We start from the raw sequence: 14,374 nt of genomic DNA on the forward strand, positions 1-14,374 counted from the left end.
CCTGATTATAGATGTCGGATTATAGCTGAAAACGCATCAACAAAGGGCGATAAAAGTGCTGAGTGAGCCAGCACAAGCTTTTCCAAATTATGCGTTTGTACCAGGGTAAGTGCGCAATATACACATAGCTAAATTCAATTTCTGGCTGGGCTTTTCTGTTGCGTTTAAAAGCCGGAGCACCTGAGCTCATATTAAAGCGACGCTGGAATATCATTGCGTGGCGGATGGTATAGGCCGATATTCGACGATACAATGCGAGGCGTTGTGGCTTATTGGTATAGTAGCCAAAAATTGGGCAAGTCATATCATTATCAATTTCTACAATGCCTAACGTAGCCAGCATCTCTTCTTGATAAAACAGTCCCACTAACTTTACTAATTTGTTCTGGCTCGCCTGTTTTAAATATTGGGTTGAAAACTGGATGTTATTGATGCTGTATTTATCAAGGTAAAGCATGTCATATAACTCTTTGGCACGCTGAAACTCTTCATCAGTGGTCAGTGGCCTAAACTGCCAATCTTTATCATTAAGCAGTTTGAAGTCTTTCGTTAAATCTCGGTTGAAGCTGAACGCTTGCCAATCATCAAGTAAATACACTTGTCGTGTTACCAAGCTTTGCCATTGCTGCTGCTCTAATCGCTGAATAAAGCGTGATTGTTGACGTTGGTTAATGGAGCGAAGTACCAAGGGAAAGGTGGGATATTTATCGAGTGCGACGCGACGCAGTTCATCGAGATTTAAGGCTGCCCATTGTTCGCTATACATATTGGTGGACAAGCACTGATTGTTGAGCGTTTGGACTTGATCCAATCCAGCCAATGATAAGATTGGTTTAGTCATATTAATAAGTAACTTACATACCCATCGAACAGCCACATTTTTGACTTTGTGAAGCTCTCCTTCGGCGTAGCCACTAAGCAGTGTCATAGGGGAGACTGCATAACAGTTGTTTGGTATTTTTGGTGTTACGGAGTAAGGAATGGCAACATCATCAATATAGTAGCAACCAAAGCTTGCTGTGCATTCATCAATAGGATTTGACTGCATAAGAGTGATAAAGGTTTGATGCCATTCTTGAAAGGAAAGTGTCATGAGTTCAATGCCTCTCCATTCCACTCAATATCAACGGTAGAAGCGTCGCTCCACTTCGTCTTGTTCTGCCTAGCTAACCGGAGTAATTCAAACATACTCCGGATTTGGCTCCCGACCGGTAAGTTATGCTGTTGCATCACATTCACTCCAGACCACCAATCTTGCCAAGTTCGAGCCTTGAACAGGGATAACCCGCCCTCAGCGATGAGTGTTATTGGACCTAAATGATGCAATCGCTGCTTGGAAGGACTGGTAAACTCCATATTAGGAAGCAGTTGGTTGCATCGAGACGAGAGTAGGTGCAAACCACTGGTGGCTCTTGGGTTACATTCAATCACGTAGAGCTCATCTTGTGATTTGATGAAGTCAAACGACACTTGCCCATGATAAGTATGACGTTTACCAAAAGCGGCGATAAATCTATCTAGTCGTTCGCACGAGATCGGCTGAAAAGCACTGGCGGCCGAGCCGTTTACACAGTATTTCGGCACATAAGCTTGGTGTGCTTTAAGGTCACCATGTTCAAAAATGGCATAGTTACACACCGGAGTCCCTTGGATTTTTTGTTGCTGAACCCAAGGGTAAAGGGGCGATATCGTGGCGGCAGAAATAGACTGAGTCGTCACATCTCTTATGACTTGCCCGCCAAACCGAGAGTAAACGGGCTTTAGAACGGTTCTCTTATTAATTTCAATCTCACTTTTATCAGCGACCAAACGAGTTTTTGGAAGTGTGATTTCTGGCAAACTTTGAAGCTGTTCAAAGACGGTCAACTTGTTGTGCAGGGCATTGAGTAGTCCCACATTGGGCAGAAAAAAATCTACTTCTGGGCATTGTTTGGCAACATGAGCCAAGTAATACACTTCTTCACAAGTGGGTATCACTATATCAATACGCATCTGAGTAATGATTTTTAGGATCTGTTGTTGATAGGTGGGAAACGCAAATCGAGGCGAAGCGGTGGGGATATAAGACTCGATGCCTCGCAAAAACGATCCTAGAGGTTTTTTTAGCGAATCGGTGAGAGTTACGTCATGTCCATGATGCATACACATGGTTGCCCACTCTAGTGCAACTGGTGATCGGGCTCCGGTGATTAAGACCCGCATATGTTCACCACACGTCGTTGTTTATTCATTGGCGTCCAAATAGGCGCAGGGCGGTAACTAAATCTGACAGGATCAAGCCGCAATTGCTCAAACAACTTTATCAAGGCTTGATGTATAACCCGATGGTGGTGAACATCCGCTTCAATTTGAATGGCTTGTGACCCTGTTTGGGTGATTCGGTAATCCACGCGACTTTGGGCGGATAGTGTTATAGCGCGGTAGATGAGATCTGGTAACACCGTCACTGGGACGTGGTTTGCGTTTAGCGTGAGGCGATCACCACATCGTCCGGCAATTGCGCCAAGAGGTTCAAATACGCCATTATCCTGTTTATTCTCAATAATATCGTCGAGCTGATAACGAATAATTGGCTGAGTTTTACGACGAAAATCGGTAATGATTGGGCTGTAATGAGTACGTTCGGTATTCAGCCAATGTTTTTCGATGTAAACAACATCTTGATTCCAGCGCATTTGTCCATGCTGATCCGTACATGCAAGAAAACCTTCAGTACATTGATAGACTTCATGGAGTTCGCTGTCGAACCGTTGAGAAATAAAGTGACGGTCACTCTCGGTTAGGACTTCTGCACCAGAAATGATCCGCTGTGGTTGAATTGCGGGTTGACCAAATTGACCGCTGAACTGGGCGCAGAGCTGAAGAGCTTGCGCACTACCAACCAAAAGCGTGGGTTGGAACTCATCCAGCTCTTTTATCCATTCTTGGTAAGGTTTGGTTAAATCGGCATAAAAAAATGTTACAGGCCCTTTCGCGACGGATTTATACAGTGGGCTGTTGGCGCGCAAGGCTAGAGCAATTCGGTGTTTTTGCCATAGGTTGGGCAACAGGCGAGCCAATATATTGCCAGCCCATAGTTGTGTTTCCTGTTTGTCAGCAAGAAACAACCCGCGCATGCCTGATGTGCCCGAAGAAAGCCCAACAGTAACATCGCCAACTTTCGAAGCGGCGAAGTTGCGTGACTGTTCTGCGTCGAGTGCTTGTTGCATTAGCTGTTCAGCATCTAAGCCTTTCGTATTCAACTCCGAGAGGTTCTCCATCATGGTTTGCTTATTCATGATAGGGAAATCACTGAGTGGTGCACCTTGAAGTGAGCGGTAATACGGTGAATGACGGCATACCCAATCCAAGTGTTGCGTTAAGTGTTGTTGCTGCCATGTTTCGACTTGTTCCCTTGAGCCGAAGGGGCGGTAGCGGGTTCGCCAGAATTCTGAGATAAGCGTTCTCACTTCATCCATCCTTCTTTGATTAGCTGCTGGATAGTTTCCTGACAATGTGAAGGCACGAAGCGAACAAAGTGGTGGGTTTGTTGGTAGCAACTTCTCAACTCGGAGAGGGTGTTTTTATAGGCTTTTGTATCATCGCAAAGCATGTTCGCCAGCCAATGTTGATCGATATTTTCACTCAAGCTCTCGATTAACCAGCATGCATCGGCGAGTAAGAACAGCCAACTTTGGTCTCTTTTAACTAGCAAGCCCACTTGACCCGCAGCATGGCCTGGCAAGCTAACCATATAAATGAATCCGTCGTCGAACATGTCTTTACAGAGCAAATTAACACCTTGGCACTGAGGAATAATTTGGCTGATTGGTACGGAAAAGTCACTATGAATGAATAAGTTAGATTCAAGTTGTGGAGGAAGTAGAGCTTTTAGGTATCCTTTTCTTACGCCTCCAATTCGACCACTCTTAGTAATTGCATCCACCCCTTTTTGTTGGCAATGCAATTGAGAGTGGGAAAACTCAGACACGGCAGCAATGTGATCAGCATGGAAGTGGGAGAGTACTAAGTGTTCAATATCATGAGGTTTGAGACTTTCTTTTGCTAACTGCGCAACAATTCCGTGTTCTTTGTTATAGCGACAAGGTGTTGTCCAAGCATAAAAACGTTCAGGGAAGGGACGAGTCGCGCTAAAAAAATGCTCGTGATATCCCGTGTCAAACAGGATGTTGCCTTGTGTTGGGTGCTGAATTAACGCAACGGCTGCCGGAAATGCTCTAGGCTTGATACCAGAACCTGGTTTGACAACAAAGCCTGGGTGTACGCAGTGTCCAACCTCAAAGATTTTTATTTTTAGACCAGTTTGCATACTGCTGTATTCCTTCTTGAATTGAAAAAAGCGGTTGGTAATTCAGTGTTTGTTTCGCCTTGCTGATATCCAGAGTTTGATGATAGTTAAACAATCCTGCGCTGTATGAGGTGAGCCTTGGTTCTGGCTGATGTGGTAAGTGCCTTCGTATTTGCTCACTGAGCTTTAATAATGGTGATACAACGCCATATGGTAATGATTGTAACGTTACTTTTAGGTTTAACCCCTCACATAAAGCTTGCAGAACAGTCTCAATTGGCATTGGTTCGTTGTTGGAAATGTTGAACACATCACCATGCTGAAGTCGGTCTGCCTGAGTGCAAGCGAGCATCGCTGCATGGGCAACGTTATCGACATAAGTCAGATCAACCACAGGATTTCTACCCGATGGCAGAAGCAGAGTGTTGTTTTTTATCGCCTTAAGCACTCTTGGGATAATAGCGCGATCATTGGGTCCAAAAATGCCACGCGGTCTTAAAATGATCGCTTTGCTTTGGCCTTTTACGGCTTCAATTTCCGATAGGTATTTTGTGTGTGCGTAATCATTACACCAGTATGAAGCTATGGCGTCGGTTTCTCGAATATTCCAACGGTCTTGATGGTCAAAGTAGACGCTGGTGGAGGAAATATGGATAAAACGCGAGATTTGATAGGTATTAGCCGCATTGACGAGGTTTTTGGTGGCATCTACATTGGCTTGATAAAACGCCTGCCACTTTCCCCATGGGCTTGAGAGAGCGGCACAATGGATGATTGCATCCATACCTTGGCATACCGCATGAACTGCTGAGTGGTCTCTTAAATCGACTATATGTGGGATAACATCGAATTGCTCGGCGAGTTGTTTAGCGATGACTGTATTTCGTGCTATAAAATGCAGTTCATGCTGCTGGTGAAACATTCTCAGAATTGCGCTACCCAACATCCCGCTGCCACCAGTGACCAATATCTTCATAGTTTTAGCACTCCCATCCCTAGCGACAACCCTGCGGCGGTGCCAGCTAATAACACATGTTTTCCTGCGGTTTCTGGCTGATTACGCAGCCAGTGTAAGTTAATTGGGAGTGAGGCGGCGACTTGGTTTCCCAAAGTCGAAAAGTGATTAACGGTTTTCTCTGTTGGTAGCCCGGTGAGTGAAGGCAGTTTTTTTAATCCATGCGCGCTGGCTTGATGAGGAAGAAAATAATCAATATCGCCGAGTGTTACCGGAGAGGCGTCAAACCCTTTTTTTAGAAACGCTGGTAAGGCTTTACGCACATGTTTAAAGAGTGCTTTGCCCTCCATCTCAAACTGGCAACTTTTTAAATAGGCTTGATGCTCGGAGGTATGCGGATTGATATGACTACCTCCGCCCTTAATTTGACAAAATGAATACCCGGTATGATGCGTTTCAAAGTGACTGGTGAGCAATCCATCATCGTCGTGTTCTTCGAGCAAAAATGCGGCGGCACCGTCCGCGAATAAGGTTGCAACTTCTGGTTTGAGCGTAAAATTTCGATTCAGTGTGATGCCAGTGGCGAGTTCGCTGGTGACAATAAGAATCCGACGGTACCGTTTTGCTAAGAATAGACTCTGAGCAAGATCAAGCGCAGAGAGAAAGGATAAACAGGTGCTGTTCAAATCAAAGCTTTCTAGCCATGTTGGAGCGTCTAACGCGGCGAGAACCGCTGAGGCGTCGTAGGGTAGAGACTGGTGGTGTGTGCCGCTAGCGTAGATAAGAAGATCAACGGAGCTTAAGGTATGTGTGTTTCCTAAACACTGCTCTATTGCCTGCATTGCCATGTAAATAGCGGTCTCTTTTGTATTGGCTACATGACGATATTCAACGTCGAATTTATTTCGGCAGGTCCCTGGCGCTAATTTTAGGAAGCGATCCATCTCTCGATCAGACCATTGATTCGTTGGCAGGTAGCTTCCACTGGAAACGATGTTAAAGCCCATTATTCTCTATACACTTATTAAAAACGTCGTTCAAAATAAACCACGTTGCATATTGAAGCTATGGCGAGCAAGATGAAAAATAAACAGAACAAAACAAATGGGAGTAAGAGCACGCTTTGGGTGCAATGCTGAGAATGAATTTTCAGGAATGAGCCAGGCTTTTATTTGCTGGCTCAATTTGAATAGAGTGAGGGTTACTTCTTAAATTTCGCCAAAATACGATCCAAATGGTTTGCAAATTCGCGTCGATCGGTTTGAGAAAGCGCGGCGGGTCCACCTGTCTGAATTCCGCTTGAACGCATGGTTTCCATAAAGTTGCGGATATTTAGGCGAGCTTTGATGGTGTCTTTTGTATAGAGCTCGCCACGAGAACTGAGGGCTTGAGCGCCTTTAGAGATAACCTCATCTGCAAGCGGAATATCTGACGTGATCACCAAATCGTTGGCTTCTACACGCTTGACGATTTCGTTGTCTGCGATGTCAAATCCCGCAGGGACTTGTAGCGAATGGATGTTGTCTCTTTTCGGCACAGGGACAACGTGGTTAGCGACAAACGTACATTCAATCCCCGTACGCTCGGCGGCACGCACAATGGTTTCGCGAATAACTTTTGGACACGCGTCTGCATCTACCCATAACTTCATGATGATTTCTCACTTAGCTTGGCTTCTAGCTCTTCAATACGAGCCACTAATTTTTTCACCGTGCTTTCTAGCGCTGCAAGACGATCATTATCGGTGTGCGCTTGTGCTGCGACTTCAACCTTGGGAACACGCTGAGCACTTTTCCAACTTTTTATTGCGGTGATTAATGCAGGCATTGGGACGGGCGTTTTCAAGCGTGCTTTCACTAACGCTACGGTTGGTTCTTTTCCTTGTTGTTGCAGTTGTTCCATTACCGCTTCTAATTCTTTAGTAACGTCTTGAGTTAACATTTTTAATCCTTAACAACGATATATCTATCATCATACGTTGAGTGCGCTAATTTGGCGAATGGCATTTTGGAGAGTGTAGTGTGAGAGATCTCTTACATAGGTTGTGAGAGAAAACGATTTCGTAAGCGGGAAAAGAGAAGATAAAGAGCTTAAGTTTATGATAAATAATGATTTAACAACTTGTTAACCAATGTGAGAGCCAAATATTTATCTTGGATAGATTGTCTATTTTTGGAAAAGGCGTAAATTGAGAGTTGTCAGCAGGAAGCAGACATGGAACAGGAAAGCACCAAGGATTTGGTTATCGTCAGGAAGACGATTTGGTTGGTCAGGATGATTAATCAAGCATGGAGCGTAGGACATTGTAAGGATACGATCATCAATAGGATGTTGATGACTAAGGATAGACAATGGACCCTCTAGGATTGAGGTTATGGACAGCATCAGGAAGATGCAAGGGACACCGCTCAAGGAACAAGTGACGTGTGCTAACGAGGAATGTTAGCAGTCAGGATGATAAGGACACCGCTAGGACGGCGACGTAAGGAATAAGCTGACGGAATCAGCCACTATTATGGATGATGCATGGAGCACTTTTAGTAGCCGGACTGCTGCGAGTAAGACCATGACCCCGATACTTATGTGTCGGGGTCTTTCTTATATAAAAACGATATCCAGTGTTCTCATTGAATTAAGCATCTCGATGTTGCTTGGGGATATCAATATCACAAAATATATAAATTCCTAATAACACTTAATAAAAAACAACTCAGATCAATATCCTTTCCAACCAGTTGGTTTAACTTTCGGCTTCTCTACAAGGTGTTATGCCCGCAATCATTGAGCATGTTCAGCTCATCGAGTTTGTGATCTGCGGATAGATTAAGTTTGTTGTAATCAAGGAACAGATGTGGCCATAGTAACCAGAAGAATGCTTCTTCTACCCTACAATGAGTCGTTGCAACTAGAATTCGTCATGCTGAATTGCTGTGCGAAAAACCGTGCTGAATTGAATGGTCCGTATACAGTTGCGTCTGCCAAACAGATGTTTGAGAAAATACTGGATGATGAGAACATTTATAGTATGGCAGTGCTAGAGAGCACCAGTCGTGACTATATGGGGCACGTGTTTATTGCTAATCTCGATTCCGAACCTGAATTAGGGTTTATTTTTGATAAATCATATTGGGGTAAAGGGTTAGCAACAGAAGCACTAAAAGCATTTTTCCCCAAAGCGTGCCATGAGTTGGGCTTGAATAAGGTGAAAGCTAACGTGAATAGCAATCATCAAGCTTCTATGGCGGTACTGAAAAAGCTGGGATTTGTTAAAACAAAAGAAAGTAAGGATATATATGGTCCTTACTTTGAAATGGAATTTACAAGCGATGCGGTGGTAGGTGAAAGTTCTGCGGCCTGAAACCGACCATGGTTAACTCTCCTTGGTAGCAATCGTCACCAAGAGATGAAAACTCAAATTGATACACCGTATGCCAACGCCAGACTCCGTCTGGCGTTTTTAGTTTATGGGCACCAAAGGCGATGCTGATTAATTGGAGATCCAATTGCTCACATTTACGCGTGATGGCCGCTTTTGCGAGTTCGGCTTGGCGACGCTGTTGCCAAAACAGGTAACAGAAAAAGCAGAGCCCTAAAATTGCTAAAAGATCACCAATCATTCCTGAACCTTTCTTAGCTTTTTGTTGCTTGTTGTAAGCTTACTAGCGCATTTGCTAGTTCCTCTGATGGGTTTGAATGCAGCAAAGGCAATAACACCATTCTTAACTCTGGCAGCATCACTAAATCGGCAAATAACTGATTAAATAGGGCTTGATTACCGGTTTGAGCTAAACGCAGCAAAAACTGTTCTGCTACCTTTTCATTGGCGAGTAAGTGCCAAGCGCGACCCGCCACACCAATCAAAACCTCCTGATGGCTTAAACGAGGGCTATGCAATATCGCATCTAATACTGGAGAGGCGACTTCTGTTGGTGCACCAGCAAGGGCTCGGATAAGTGCTGAAAGTAGGAAGAGATCAGGTTCGCTACTTGCGATTTCTTGCTGTGCCTTTTCCGCAATACGTTCTGCTAAACGCTCTTGAAGCTCTACATGCTCAAGCGCACCTAATAGGGCATAAAGTGGCTCATTTGGTAGGTGGTTCAACGCTTTGCGTATCATTACCCCGTTTTGCTCTTTGTCCAAACGAGCGGTCATGTCGGTGATCCCTTGCAGACCTACGGTTTGCCAATTATCCCAGCCTAAACCACCTGAAAAGTAATGCTGAGTGTGCTCATAATATTGGCTGGTAGGAAGATCGAGGTTCGCGCGGACCTGGCTATGAAACACGGCCATTTTGTCTTCGGAAGGTTTGAACGTATATGGGTTATTAGACAGCTTTTGCTGTTGCTCTTCAGAGATATCACCATTGAGGCGTGTTCCCATGGCTTCCACTACGTATTTAATGAAATTGCCGATATCTGATTGCTTTAACAAACCGCGCTCGTCCAATTCAAACTTTAGAAACCAAATCCAAGGCTGCTTTTGTTCATTCCAATAAGCGATGGCAAGGTGTGCTTTACGCTGCATTGGGAATGGGTACGGTGCTTGACCTTTTTCTACATCGGCAAACTCTTTCTTAGCGATGGTTTTGATACGACGACCAAGATCGAAGATTTGATAATCACAGCGGCTGTTGTTCAACAGTTGAGTGAGGGTTTGAATGTTTTCCATTAAATACGACGTCCTAACGTTCTTTTCACAAGAAATGGTATCATTCTCGGCTAATTCAAGGTTCGAGATAGAATTAATGGTAACAAATACTCAATTGGTCGACTTACTTCACCAACTTGAAACGCAGCTTAAAGAACATAAGTTGTGGCAACACACTAGGCCTTCAGAGCAAGCCTTACAAAGCGTGGAGCCATTTGCGATTGATACATTGCATCCTCATGAGTGGTTGCAGTGGATCTTTATAGACAGAATGCACGTGCTAGTGGAAAACAACCAACCATTGCCAAGAGGGTTTTCTCTCGAGCCCTATTTTTCAGAAGCGTGGAAGCAGGAACCGCAGTTCGCAGAGCTGCTTGTTACAATCCGAACCATTGACGAACTGTGTAAGTAAACGAATGCTAGAACAAGAAATAGCGCGATCTTCAGAACCAGTTGAGCTGGAGATCGTTTATCAGGATGAATATTTTGTAGCGGTCAACAAGCCTGCAGGCATGTTAGTGCATCGCAGTTGGTTAGATAAACACGAAACTCAGTTTGTCATGCAAACTTTGCGCGACCAAATTGGTCAGCATGTGTTCCCATTGCATCGTCTGGATCGTCCAACATCTGGTGTGCTCGTGTTTGCGTTGTCGAGTGAAGTCGCATCACAAGTCATGCCGATGTTTGCTGAACATAAAATGGAAAAGACATACCACGCAGTAGTACGCGGTTGGATTGAGGAAGAGGGCGTCTTGGATTACGCGCTCAAAGTCGAGTTAGACAAGATTGCGGATAAGTTCGCTTCACAAGAAAAAGAAGCGCAAGAAGCGGTGACGGAATATAAGCCGTTGGCTAAAGTGGAGGTTCCCTATTCGACGGGTAAATTTCCTACAACGCGTTATTGCTTAGTTGAGATGAAACCTAAAACGGGGCGTAAGCACCAACTTCGTCGTCATATGGCACATCTACGCCATCCGATCGTGGGTGATACAACGCACGGGGATGGAAAGCACAACAAGCTGTATCGCACAGAGTTTGATTCTCATCGTTTGCTACTGCATGCTTCAGAGTTACGGTTTGTCCATCCATTTACCGATCAAGAGATTGTCATGACGGCCAATCTTGATGAAACTTGGCAGCAATTGTTTACTCGATTTGAGTGGGATGAACCGATAATCGGCGCAGTTAGATCTAGATAATGATTGAGTACAAATAAAAAGGGTTAGCATCAATGCTAACCCTTTTTAATATTTAAGACTTAACGTTTTACTTTAGTTTTTCAAGATCCGCTTCGATCTCTGCGATCTTGCTCGAAACGACTTTTTCTAAATGACGAAGGTCTGAAAGAATTTTCTCTTTTACATCAACCTCAGGTTGTTTCGTTGGCTTAGTGATTTTATTCAGTTCATCAATGACTAATGTGAGGTTACGGTTGATTTCCGTTACTTCTTTATATTTGTGACTGCCACTGTCCACAAGAACATTTTTGATTTGGCGCGGGTATTTGAATTTAACGCTTTTAGCGAACAGTTCGCCTTTTTGCTTGTGGAAATAGATCTTGAGTACGTCTTTGTGTGCTTCTTGGCGTAGGGAATAACGTTCAATCTGCTTAGGGTCGTGAATACCCAAACCAGTGAGGTGGGGATACATAGGCTACCTCTATTACATCGAATTGATATTGATATAACTGTAGCAGCCTATGTATGAGCTAGATAGCTGATATTTAGCCAAAATGCTTAACTTGTGGGCAAGATCGCTCTCGCCCTGAACCGAAAAGATTGGCAGGTTTGATCTAAGCTGCGACCTCATCAGATAACTTTTCGATCAATCTCTCTCTTAGCTCATCCTGTTGTTCTTCACTTAATCTTCCCCCTGCATCACTGGTTAAAATAAACAAGTCTTCTGCTCGCTCACCAATGGTGGTGATTTTTGCACCATGAAGGTTGATATTTAAATCAGCAAACGTACGGCCTACTTTGGCCAATAGCCCTGGTGTGTCTAGCGCGACAAACTCCATTAAAGTGTGTTTTTTACCTTTGGTTGGTAAGAAGTCGACTTTGGTTTTCACGTTAAAGTGCTGAAGTTTGTTCGGAGTACGGCGCGTTTTAATCTTGGTTGGTCGGCCTGCCTCCAGTACATGAGTGAGGTGTTTAATCACCGCGGCGTGACGAGACTCATCGATCGCTTCGCCATGTTGATCGAGTACCATAAAGGTATCAATCACGTGCCCATCTTTGCTGGTCATGATTTGCGCGTCGTGTACATTAAAATTACGCCTATCTAACTCCGCCACGACTGTCGCAAATAAAGCAGGCTGGTCTTTCGTATATACAAACACCTCAGTGCCGCCACGAGTGGCTTTTTTACTGATCAACACTAAAGGCTTAGTCGGATCTTCCATGCGAAGTAAGTGTTCGCAGTGCCACGCGATTTGCGTATGGGTATGACGAAGGAAGTAGTCAGCTTTGAAGCGTTGCCACAATACTTCAATTTCGCGCGCGGCAAACCCCTCTTTGCGCAGCATTGCGGAGGCCATTTGTTGATTGTGGCGAATTCGCTCACGCACATCGACAGGGTTCTCTAGGCCTCTACGTAAAGCACGTTGTGTGGAGTAATACAGCTCCGCAAGTAAAGTTCGTTTCCAAGCATTCCAAAGTTCTGGGTTGGTTGCACAAATATCTGCAACTGTCAGGCATACAAGATAATCGAGAGATTCTTCGTCTCTGACTTTTTTGGCAAATTCGGTAATGACATCGGGATCATAAATGTCTCGGCGCTGTGCGGTGACAGACATTAATAGATGATGTCTTACCAACCAAGCGACAAGTTTGGCCTCGGGCTTCGATAAGCCATGCTCAATGCAGAAGTCGTACGCTTCTCCTTCACCGATAATCGAGTGATCGCCGCCACGACCTTTCCCGATGTCATGGAAAATAGCGGCAATAATCAGCAGCTCTTTCTTTTGCATCCGTGGGTAGACGTCACAGCAAATTGGGTGCTTCGCATGATTTTCTGGGTCACTAAAAGTGTTGATGTGTTTAAGTAAGCGAATACTGTGTTCATCAACTGTGTAGGCATGGAATAAGTCAAACTGCATTTGACCAACAATCTGACTCCATTGCGGCAAATAGGCCGCCATAACTCCTAATCGGTGCATGAGACTGAATGCTTTGTGCAGAGCATTAGGGTGACGACATAACGCCATGAACTTTTCACGCGCAGCAGGAATGGTGTGCAAAAACTTGTTGAGCCGACGGCGAGCGGTGCGCAGTTGACGCAGCGTTGGTGGGCTCACCCCTTCAATAGTTGAGTCGTTAGCAATATGTAAGAACATATCCAGAATAGTTTCTGGGCGAGCTTGGAACAATGCGGGTTTCCGCGCTTCAATTAAAGAACCGCGACGTTGAAAGTCCGTATCGAGAATCTCGGCACTTTCTGTCGCCCCACCATTAATGATCGCTTGGTCAAAGAGTTTGAGTAGCATTTTATTGAGCTCTGCCACACGACGAAGCGTGCGGTAGAACTCTTTCATCATCATTTCTACGCCTCGGTTGCCTTCTCCGACGTAGCCTAGATTTTCCGCAACTTGTGCTTGATGAGCAAAGGTCAAGCGGTTGTCATAGCGGCGAAGCTCCATGTGCAGAGCGAAACGTACTCGCCAAAGGAAGTCCTGACATTCAACCAATTCTCGGTATTCTGCGTCAGTTAAAAATCCGTATCGGCTCATTTCTAACAATGAAGTCGCACCAAAGTGACGTCGAGCGACCCAGCTTAATGTATGAATATCGCGCAGCCCGCCAGGGGTTGATTTAATGTCCGGTTCTAAGTTGTAGGTCGTGTCGTGGTAACGTGCATGGCGTTCGCGCTGCTCTTGAATTTTAGCGCGGTAAAACGTCTCACTTGGCCAGAAGGAGTCTGATAACACGACTTTCTTCAGTGCCTGAAAGGTGTCCTCGCTTCCACACAGCAGTCGCGCTTCTTGCAGGTTTGTCGCGACCGTTAGATCGGCTTTACCAATTTCAGCACATTCAGTAACGGTGCGAACAGCGTGTCCGACCTCGAGTTTTAAATCCCACAACAGCGTAATGAATTCGCTGATTTTTGCTTCTAACGCGGTTGGCAGTTTATTGTTCGACAGAATCAAAATATCGATATCGGAGAGCGGATGCAGCTCACCGCGTCCGTAGCCACCAACGGCAACTAGGGAAATGTTGTAAATATCCTTGAAACCAAAATGTTGCCACAAACGATTGAGAAGCAGATCCATATATTCAGCTCTGGCTAAAACCAAGCTTGTTACCGGATGATGATTGAGAAACTCTTGGTTTTGATTAGAGCTAAACTTCTCTAATTCTTGTTTGAGTTCACCGATATTGATTTGTTCATCGGAAAAGGTAAGAGGGGACTGAAGTGTCATATTTGCCATCCGTGCAAGCTAATCTAATAACAATCTAACAAATTTGCGGCAGATAAAAAATATCCCC

At 44.7% G+C, this 14,374-nt stretch carries 15 protein-coding genes; 3 read left to right on the plus strand and 12 right to left on the minus strand.

What is annotated here, in order from left to right; translation table 11 throughout:
• Positions 1-19 precede the first annotated feature (19 nt).
• The 8 genes from R7F67_RS06100 to R7F67_RS06135 all read right to left on the minus strand — a co-directional run bounded on the left by R7F67_RS06100 (position 20) and on the right by R7F67_RS06135 (position 7,184).
• Positions 20-1,093 (minus strand): hypothetical protein, encoded by a 1,074-nt coding sequence (locus R7F67_RS06100; protein ID WP_258478471.1) that lies wholly within the window; start codon positions 1,091-1,093, stop codon positions 20-22.
• On the minus strand, positions 1,090-2,202 hold the full coding sequence (locus tag R7F67_RS06105) for an ATP-grasp domain-containing protein (protein WP_318057103.1): 1,113 nt from the start codon (positions 2,200-2,202) through the stop codon (positions 1,090-1,092). Before R7F67_RS06105 ends, R7F67_RS06100 begins: the two co-directional genes overlap by 4 nt.
• Positions 2,190-3,458 (minus strand): F390 synthetase-related protein, encoded by a 1,269-nt coding sequence (locus R7F67_RS06110; protein WP_170897457.1) that lies wholly within the window; start codon positions 3,456-3,458, stop codon positions 2,190-2,192. The genes R7F67_RS06105 and R7F67_RS06110 overlap by 13 nt, the downstream gene beginning before the upstream one ends.
• Complete coding sequence (locus R7F67_RS06115; protein WP_017636031.1) at positions 3,446-4,309, minus strand: MBL fold metallo-hydrolase; 864 nt, start codon at positions 4,307-4,309, stop codon at positions 3,446-3,448. The genes R7F67_RS06110 and R7F67_RS06115 overlap by 13 nt, the downstream gene beginning before the upstream one ends.
• On the minus strand, positions 4,278-5,264 hold the full coding sequence (locus R7F67_RS06120; protein ID WP_017636032.1) for an NAD-dependent epimerase/dehydratase family protein: 987 nt from the start codon (positions 5,262-5,264) through the stop codon (positions 4,278-4,280). Before R7F67_RS06120 ends, R7F67_RS06115 begins: the two co-directional genes overlap by 32 nt.
• Positions 5,261-6,250 (minus strand): ketoacyl-ACP synthase III, encoded by a 990-nt coding sequence (locus tag R7F67_RS06125; protein ID WP_017636033.1) that lies wholly within the window; start codon positions 6,248-6,250, stop codon positions 5,261-5,263. The genes R7F67_RS06120 and R7F67_RS06125 overlap by 4 nt, the downstream gene beginning before the upstream one ends.
• A gap of 194 nt (positions 6,251-6,444) precedes the next feature.
• Positions 6,445-6,894: a YaiI/YqxD family protein gene (locus R7F67_RS06130; protein WP_054576289.1), complete on the minus strand. Its 450-nt coding sequence runs from the start codon at positions 6,892-6,894 to the stop codon at positions 6,445-6,447.
• Positions 6,891-7,184, minus strand: a complete 294-nt coding sequence (locus R7F67_RS06135) for a hypothetical protein (protein WP_012841496.1) — start codon at positions 7,182-7,184, stop codon at positions 6,891-6,893. The genes R7F67_RS06130 and R7F67_RS06135 overlap by 4 nt, the downstream gene beginning before the upstream one ends.
• 931 nt (positions 7,185-8,115) lie before the next feature.
• On the opposite strand from R7F67_RS06135, the gene R7F67_RS06140 reads away from it, so the two are divergent.
• Entirely contained in the window at positions 8,116-8,601 is a 486-nt protein-coding gene (locus R7F67_RS06140; protein WP_080996677.1) for a GNAT family N-acetyltransferase, read from the plus strand.
• Here R7F67_RS06140 and R7F67_RS06145 read toward each other — a convergent pair.
• Positions 8,561-8,860: a DUF3301 domain-containing protein gene (locus R7F67_RS06145; protein ID WP_005380315.1), complete on the minus strand. Its 300-nt coding sequence runs from the start codon at positions 8,858-8,860 to the stop codon at positions 8,561-8,563. The two genes, R7F67_RS06140 and R7F67_RS06145, sit on opposite strands and share 41 nt — an antisense overlap.
• A 13-nt stretch (positions 8,861-8,873) precedes the next feature.
• Positions 8,874-9,911 (minus strand): DUF3549 family protein, encoded by a 1,038-nt coding sequence (locus tag R7F67_RS06150; RefSeq protein ID WP_064354241.1) that lies wholly within the window; start codon positions 9,909-9,911, stop codon positions 8,874-8,876.
• A gap of 76 nt (positions 9,912-9,987) precedes the next feature.
• Between R7F67_RS06150 and R7F67_RS06155 the strand changes: the two genes are divergently transcribed.
• Entirely contained in the window at positions 9,988-10,302 is a 315-nt protein-coding gene (locus R7F67_RS06155; RefSeq protein ID WP_005391784.1) for a YqcC family protein, read from the plus strand.
• A 4-nt stretch (positions 10,303-10,306) separates the two neighbouring features.
• Positions 10,307-11,089, plus strand: a complete 783-nt coding sequence (truC, locus tag R7F67_RS06160; RefSeq protein WP_017636036.1) for a tRNA pseudouridine(65) synthase TruC — start codon at positions 10,307-10,309, stop codon at positions 11,087-11,089.
• A 67-nt stretch (positions 11,090-11,156) separates the two neighbouring features.
• Here the strand turns inward: truC and R7F67_RS06165 are convergent, their stop codons facing one another.
• Positions 11,157-11,540 carry a DUF3461 family protein gene (locus R7F67_RS06165; RefSeq protein ID WP_005380322.1) on the minus strand — a complete coding sequence of 128 codons (384 nt, stop codon included), beginning with the start codon at positions 11,538-11,540 and terminating at the stop codon, positions 11,157-11,159.
• A gap of 142 nt (positions 11,541-11,682) precedes the next feature.
• Positions 11,683-14,307, minus strand: coding sequence for a bifunctional uridylyltransferase/uridylyl-removing protein GlnD (gene glnD / locus R7F67_RS06170; RefSeq protein WP_017636037.1), 2,625 nt, complete (start codon positions 14,305-14,307; stop codon positions 11,683-11,685).
• Positions 14,308-14,374: the final 67 nt, after the last annotated feature.

This window comes from Vibrio sp. YT-17, assembly GCF_033337375.1.
GTDB lineage: Bacteria > Pseudomonadota > Gammaproteobacteria > Enterobacterales > Vibrionaceae > Vibrio > Vibrio alginolyticus.

Coding starts and splice junctions, on each gene's coding strand:
- R7F67_RS06100 (WP_258478471.1), bottom strand. CDS start 1,093: ATGACACTTTCCTTTCAAGAATGGCATCAAACCTTTATCACTCTTATG.
- R7F67_RS06105 (WP_318057103.1), bottom strand. CDS start 2,202: ATGCGGGTCTTAATCACCGGAGCCCGATCACCAGTTGCACTAGAGTGG.
- R7F67_RS06110 (WP_170897457.1), bottom strand. CDS start 3,458: ATGGATGAAGTGAGAACGCTTATCTCAGAATTCTGGCGAACCCGCTAC.
- R7F67_RS06115 (WP_017636031.1), bottom strand. CDS start 4,309: ATGCAAACTGGTCTAAAAATAAAAATCTTTGAGGTTGGACACTGCGTA.
- R7F67_RS06120 (WP_017636032.1), bottom strand. CDS start 5,264: ATGAAGATATTGGTCACTGGTGGCAGCGGGATGTTGGGTAGCGCAATT.
- R7F67_RS06125 (WP_017636033.1), bottom strand. CDS start 6,250: ATGGGCTTTAACATCGTTTCCAGTGGAAGCTACCTGCCAACGAATCAA.
- R7F67_RS06130 (WP_054576289.1), bottom strand. CDS start 6,894: ATGAAGTTATGGGTAGATGCAGACGCGTGTCCAAAAGTTATTCGCGAA.
- R7F67_RS06135 (WP_012841496.1), bottom strand. CDS start 7,184: ATGTTAACTCAAGACGTTACTAAAGAATTAGAAGCGGTAATGGAACAA.
- R7F67_RS06140 (WP_080996677.1), top strand. CDS start 8,116: ATGCTTCTTCTACCCTACAATGAGTCGTTGCAACTAGAATTCGTCATG.
- R7F67_RS06145 (WP_005380315.1), bottom strand. CDS start 8,860: ATGATTGGTGATCTTTTAGCAATTTTAGGGCTCTGCTTTTTCTGTTAC.
- R7F67_RS06150 (WP_064354241.1), bottom strand. CDS start 9,911: ATGGAAAACATTCAAACCCTCACTCAACTGTTGAACAACAGCCGCTGT.
- R7F67_RS06155 (WP_005391784.1), top strand. CDS start 9,988: ATGGTAACAAATACTCAATTGGTCGACTTACTTCACCAACTTGAAACG.
- truC (WP_017636036.1), top strand. CDS start 10,307: ATGCTAGAACAAGAAATAGCGCGATCTTCAGAACCAGTTGAGCTGGAG.
- R7F67_RS06165 (WP_005380322.1), bottom strand. CDS start 11,540: ATGTATCCCCACCTCACTGGTTTGGGTATTCACGACCCTAAGCAGATT.
- glnD (WP_017636037.1), bottom strand. CDS start 14,307: ATGACACTTCAGTCCCCTCTTACCTTTTCCGATGAACAAATCAATATC.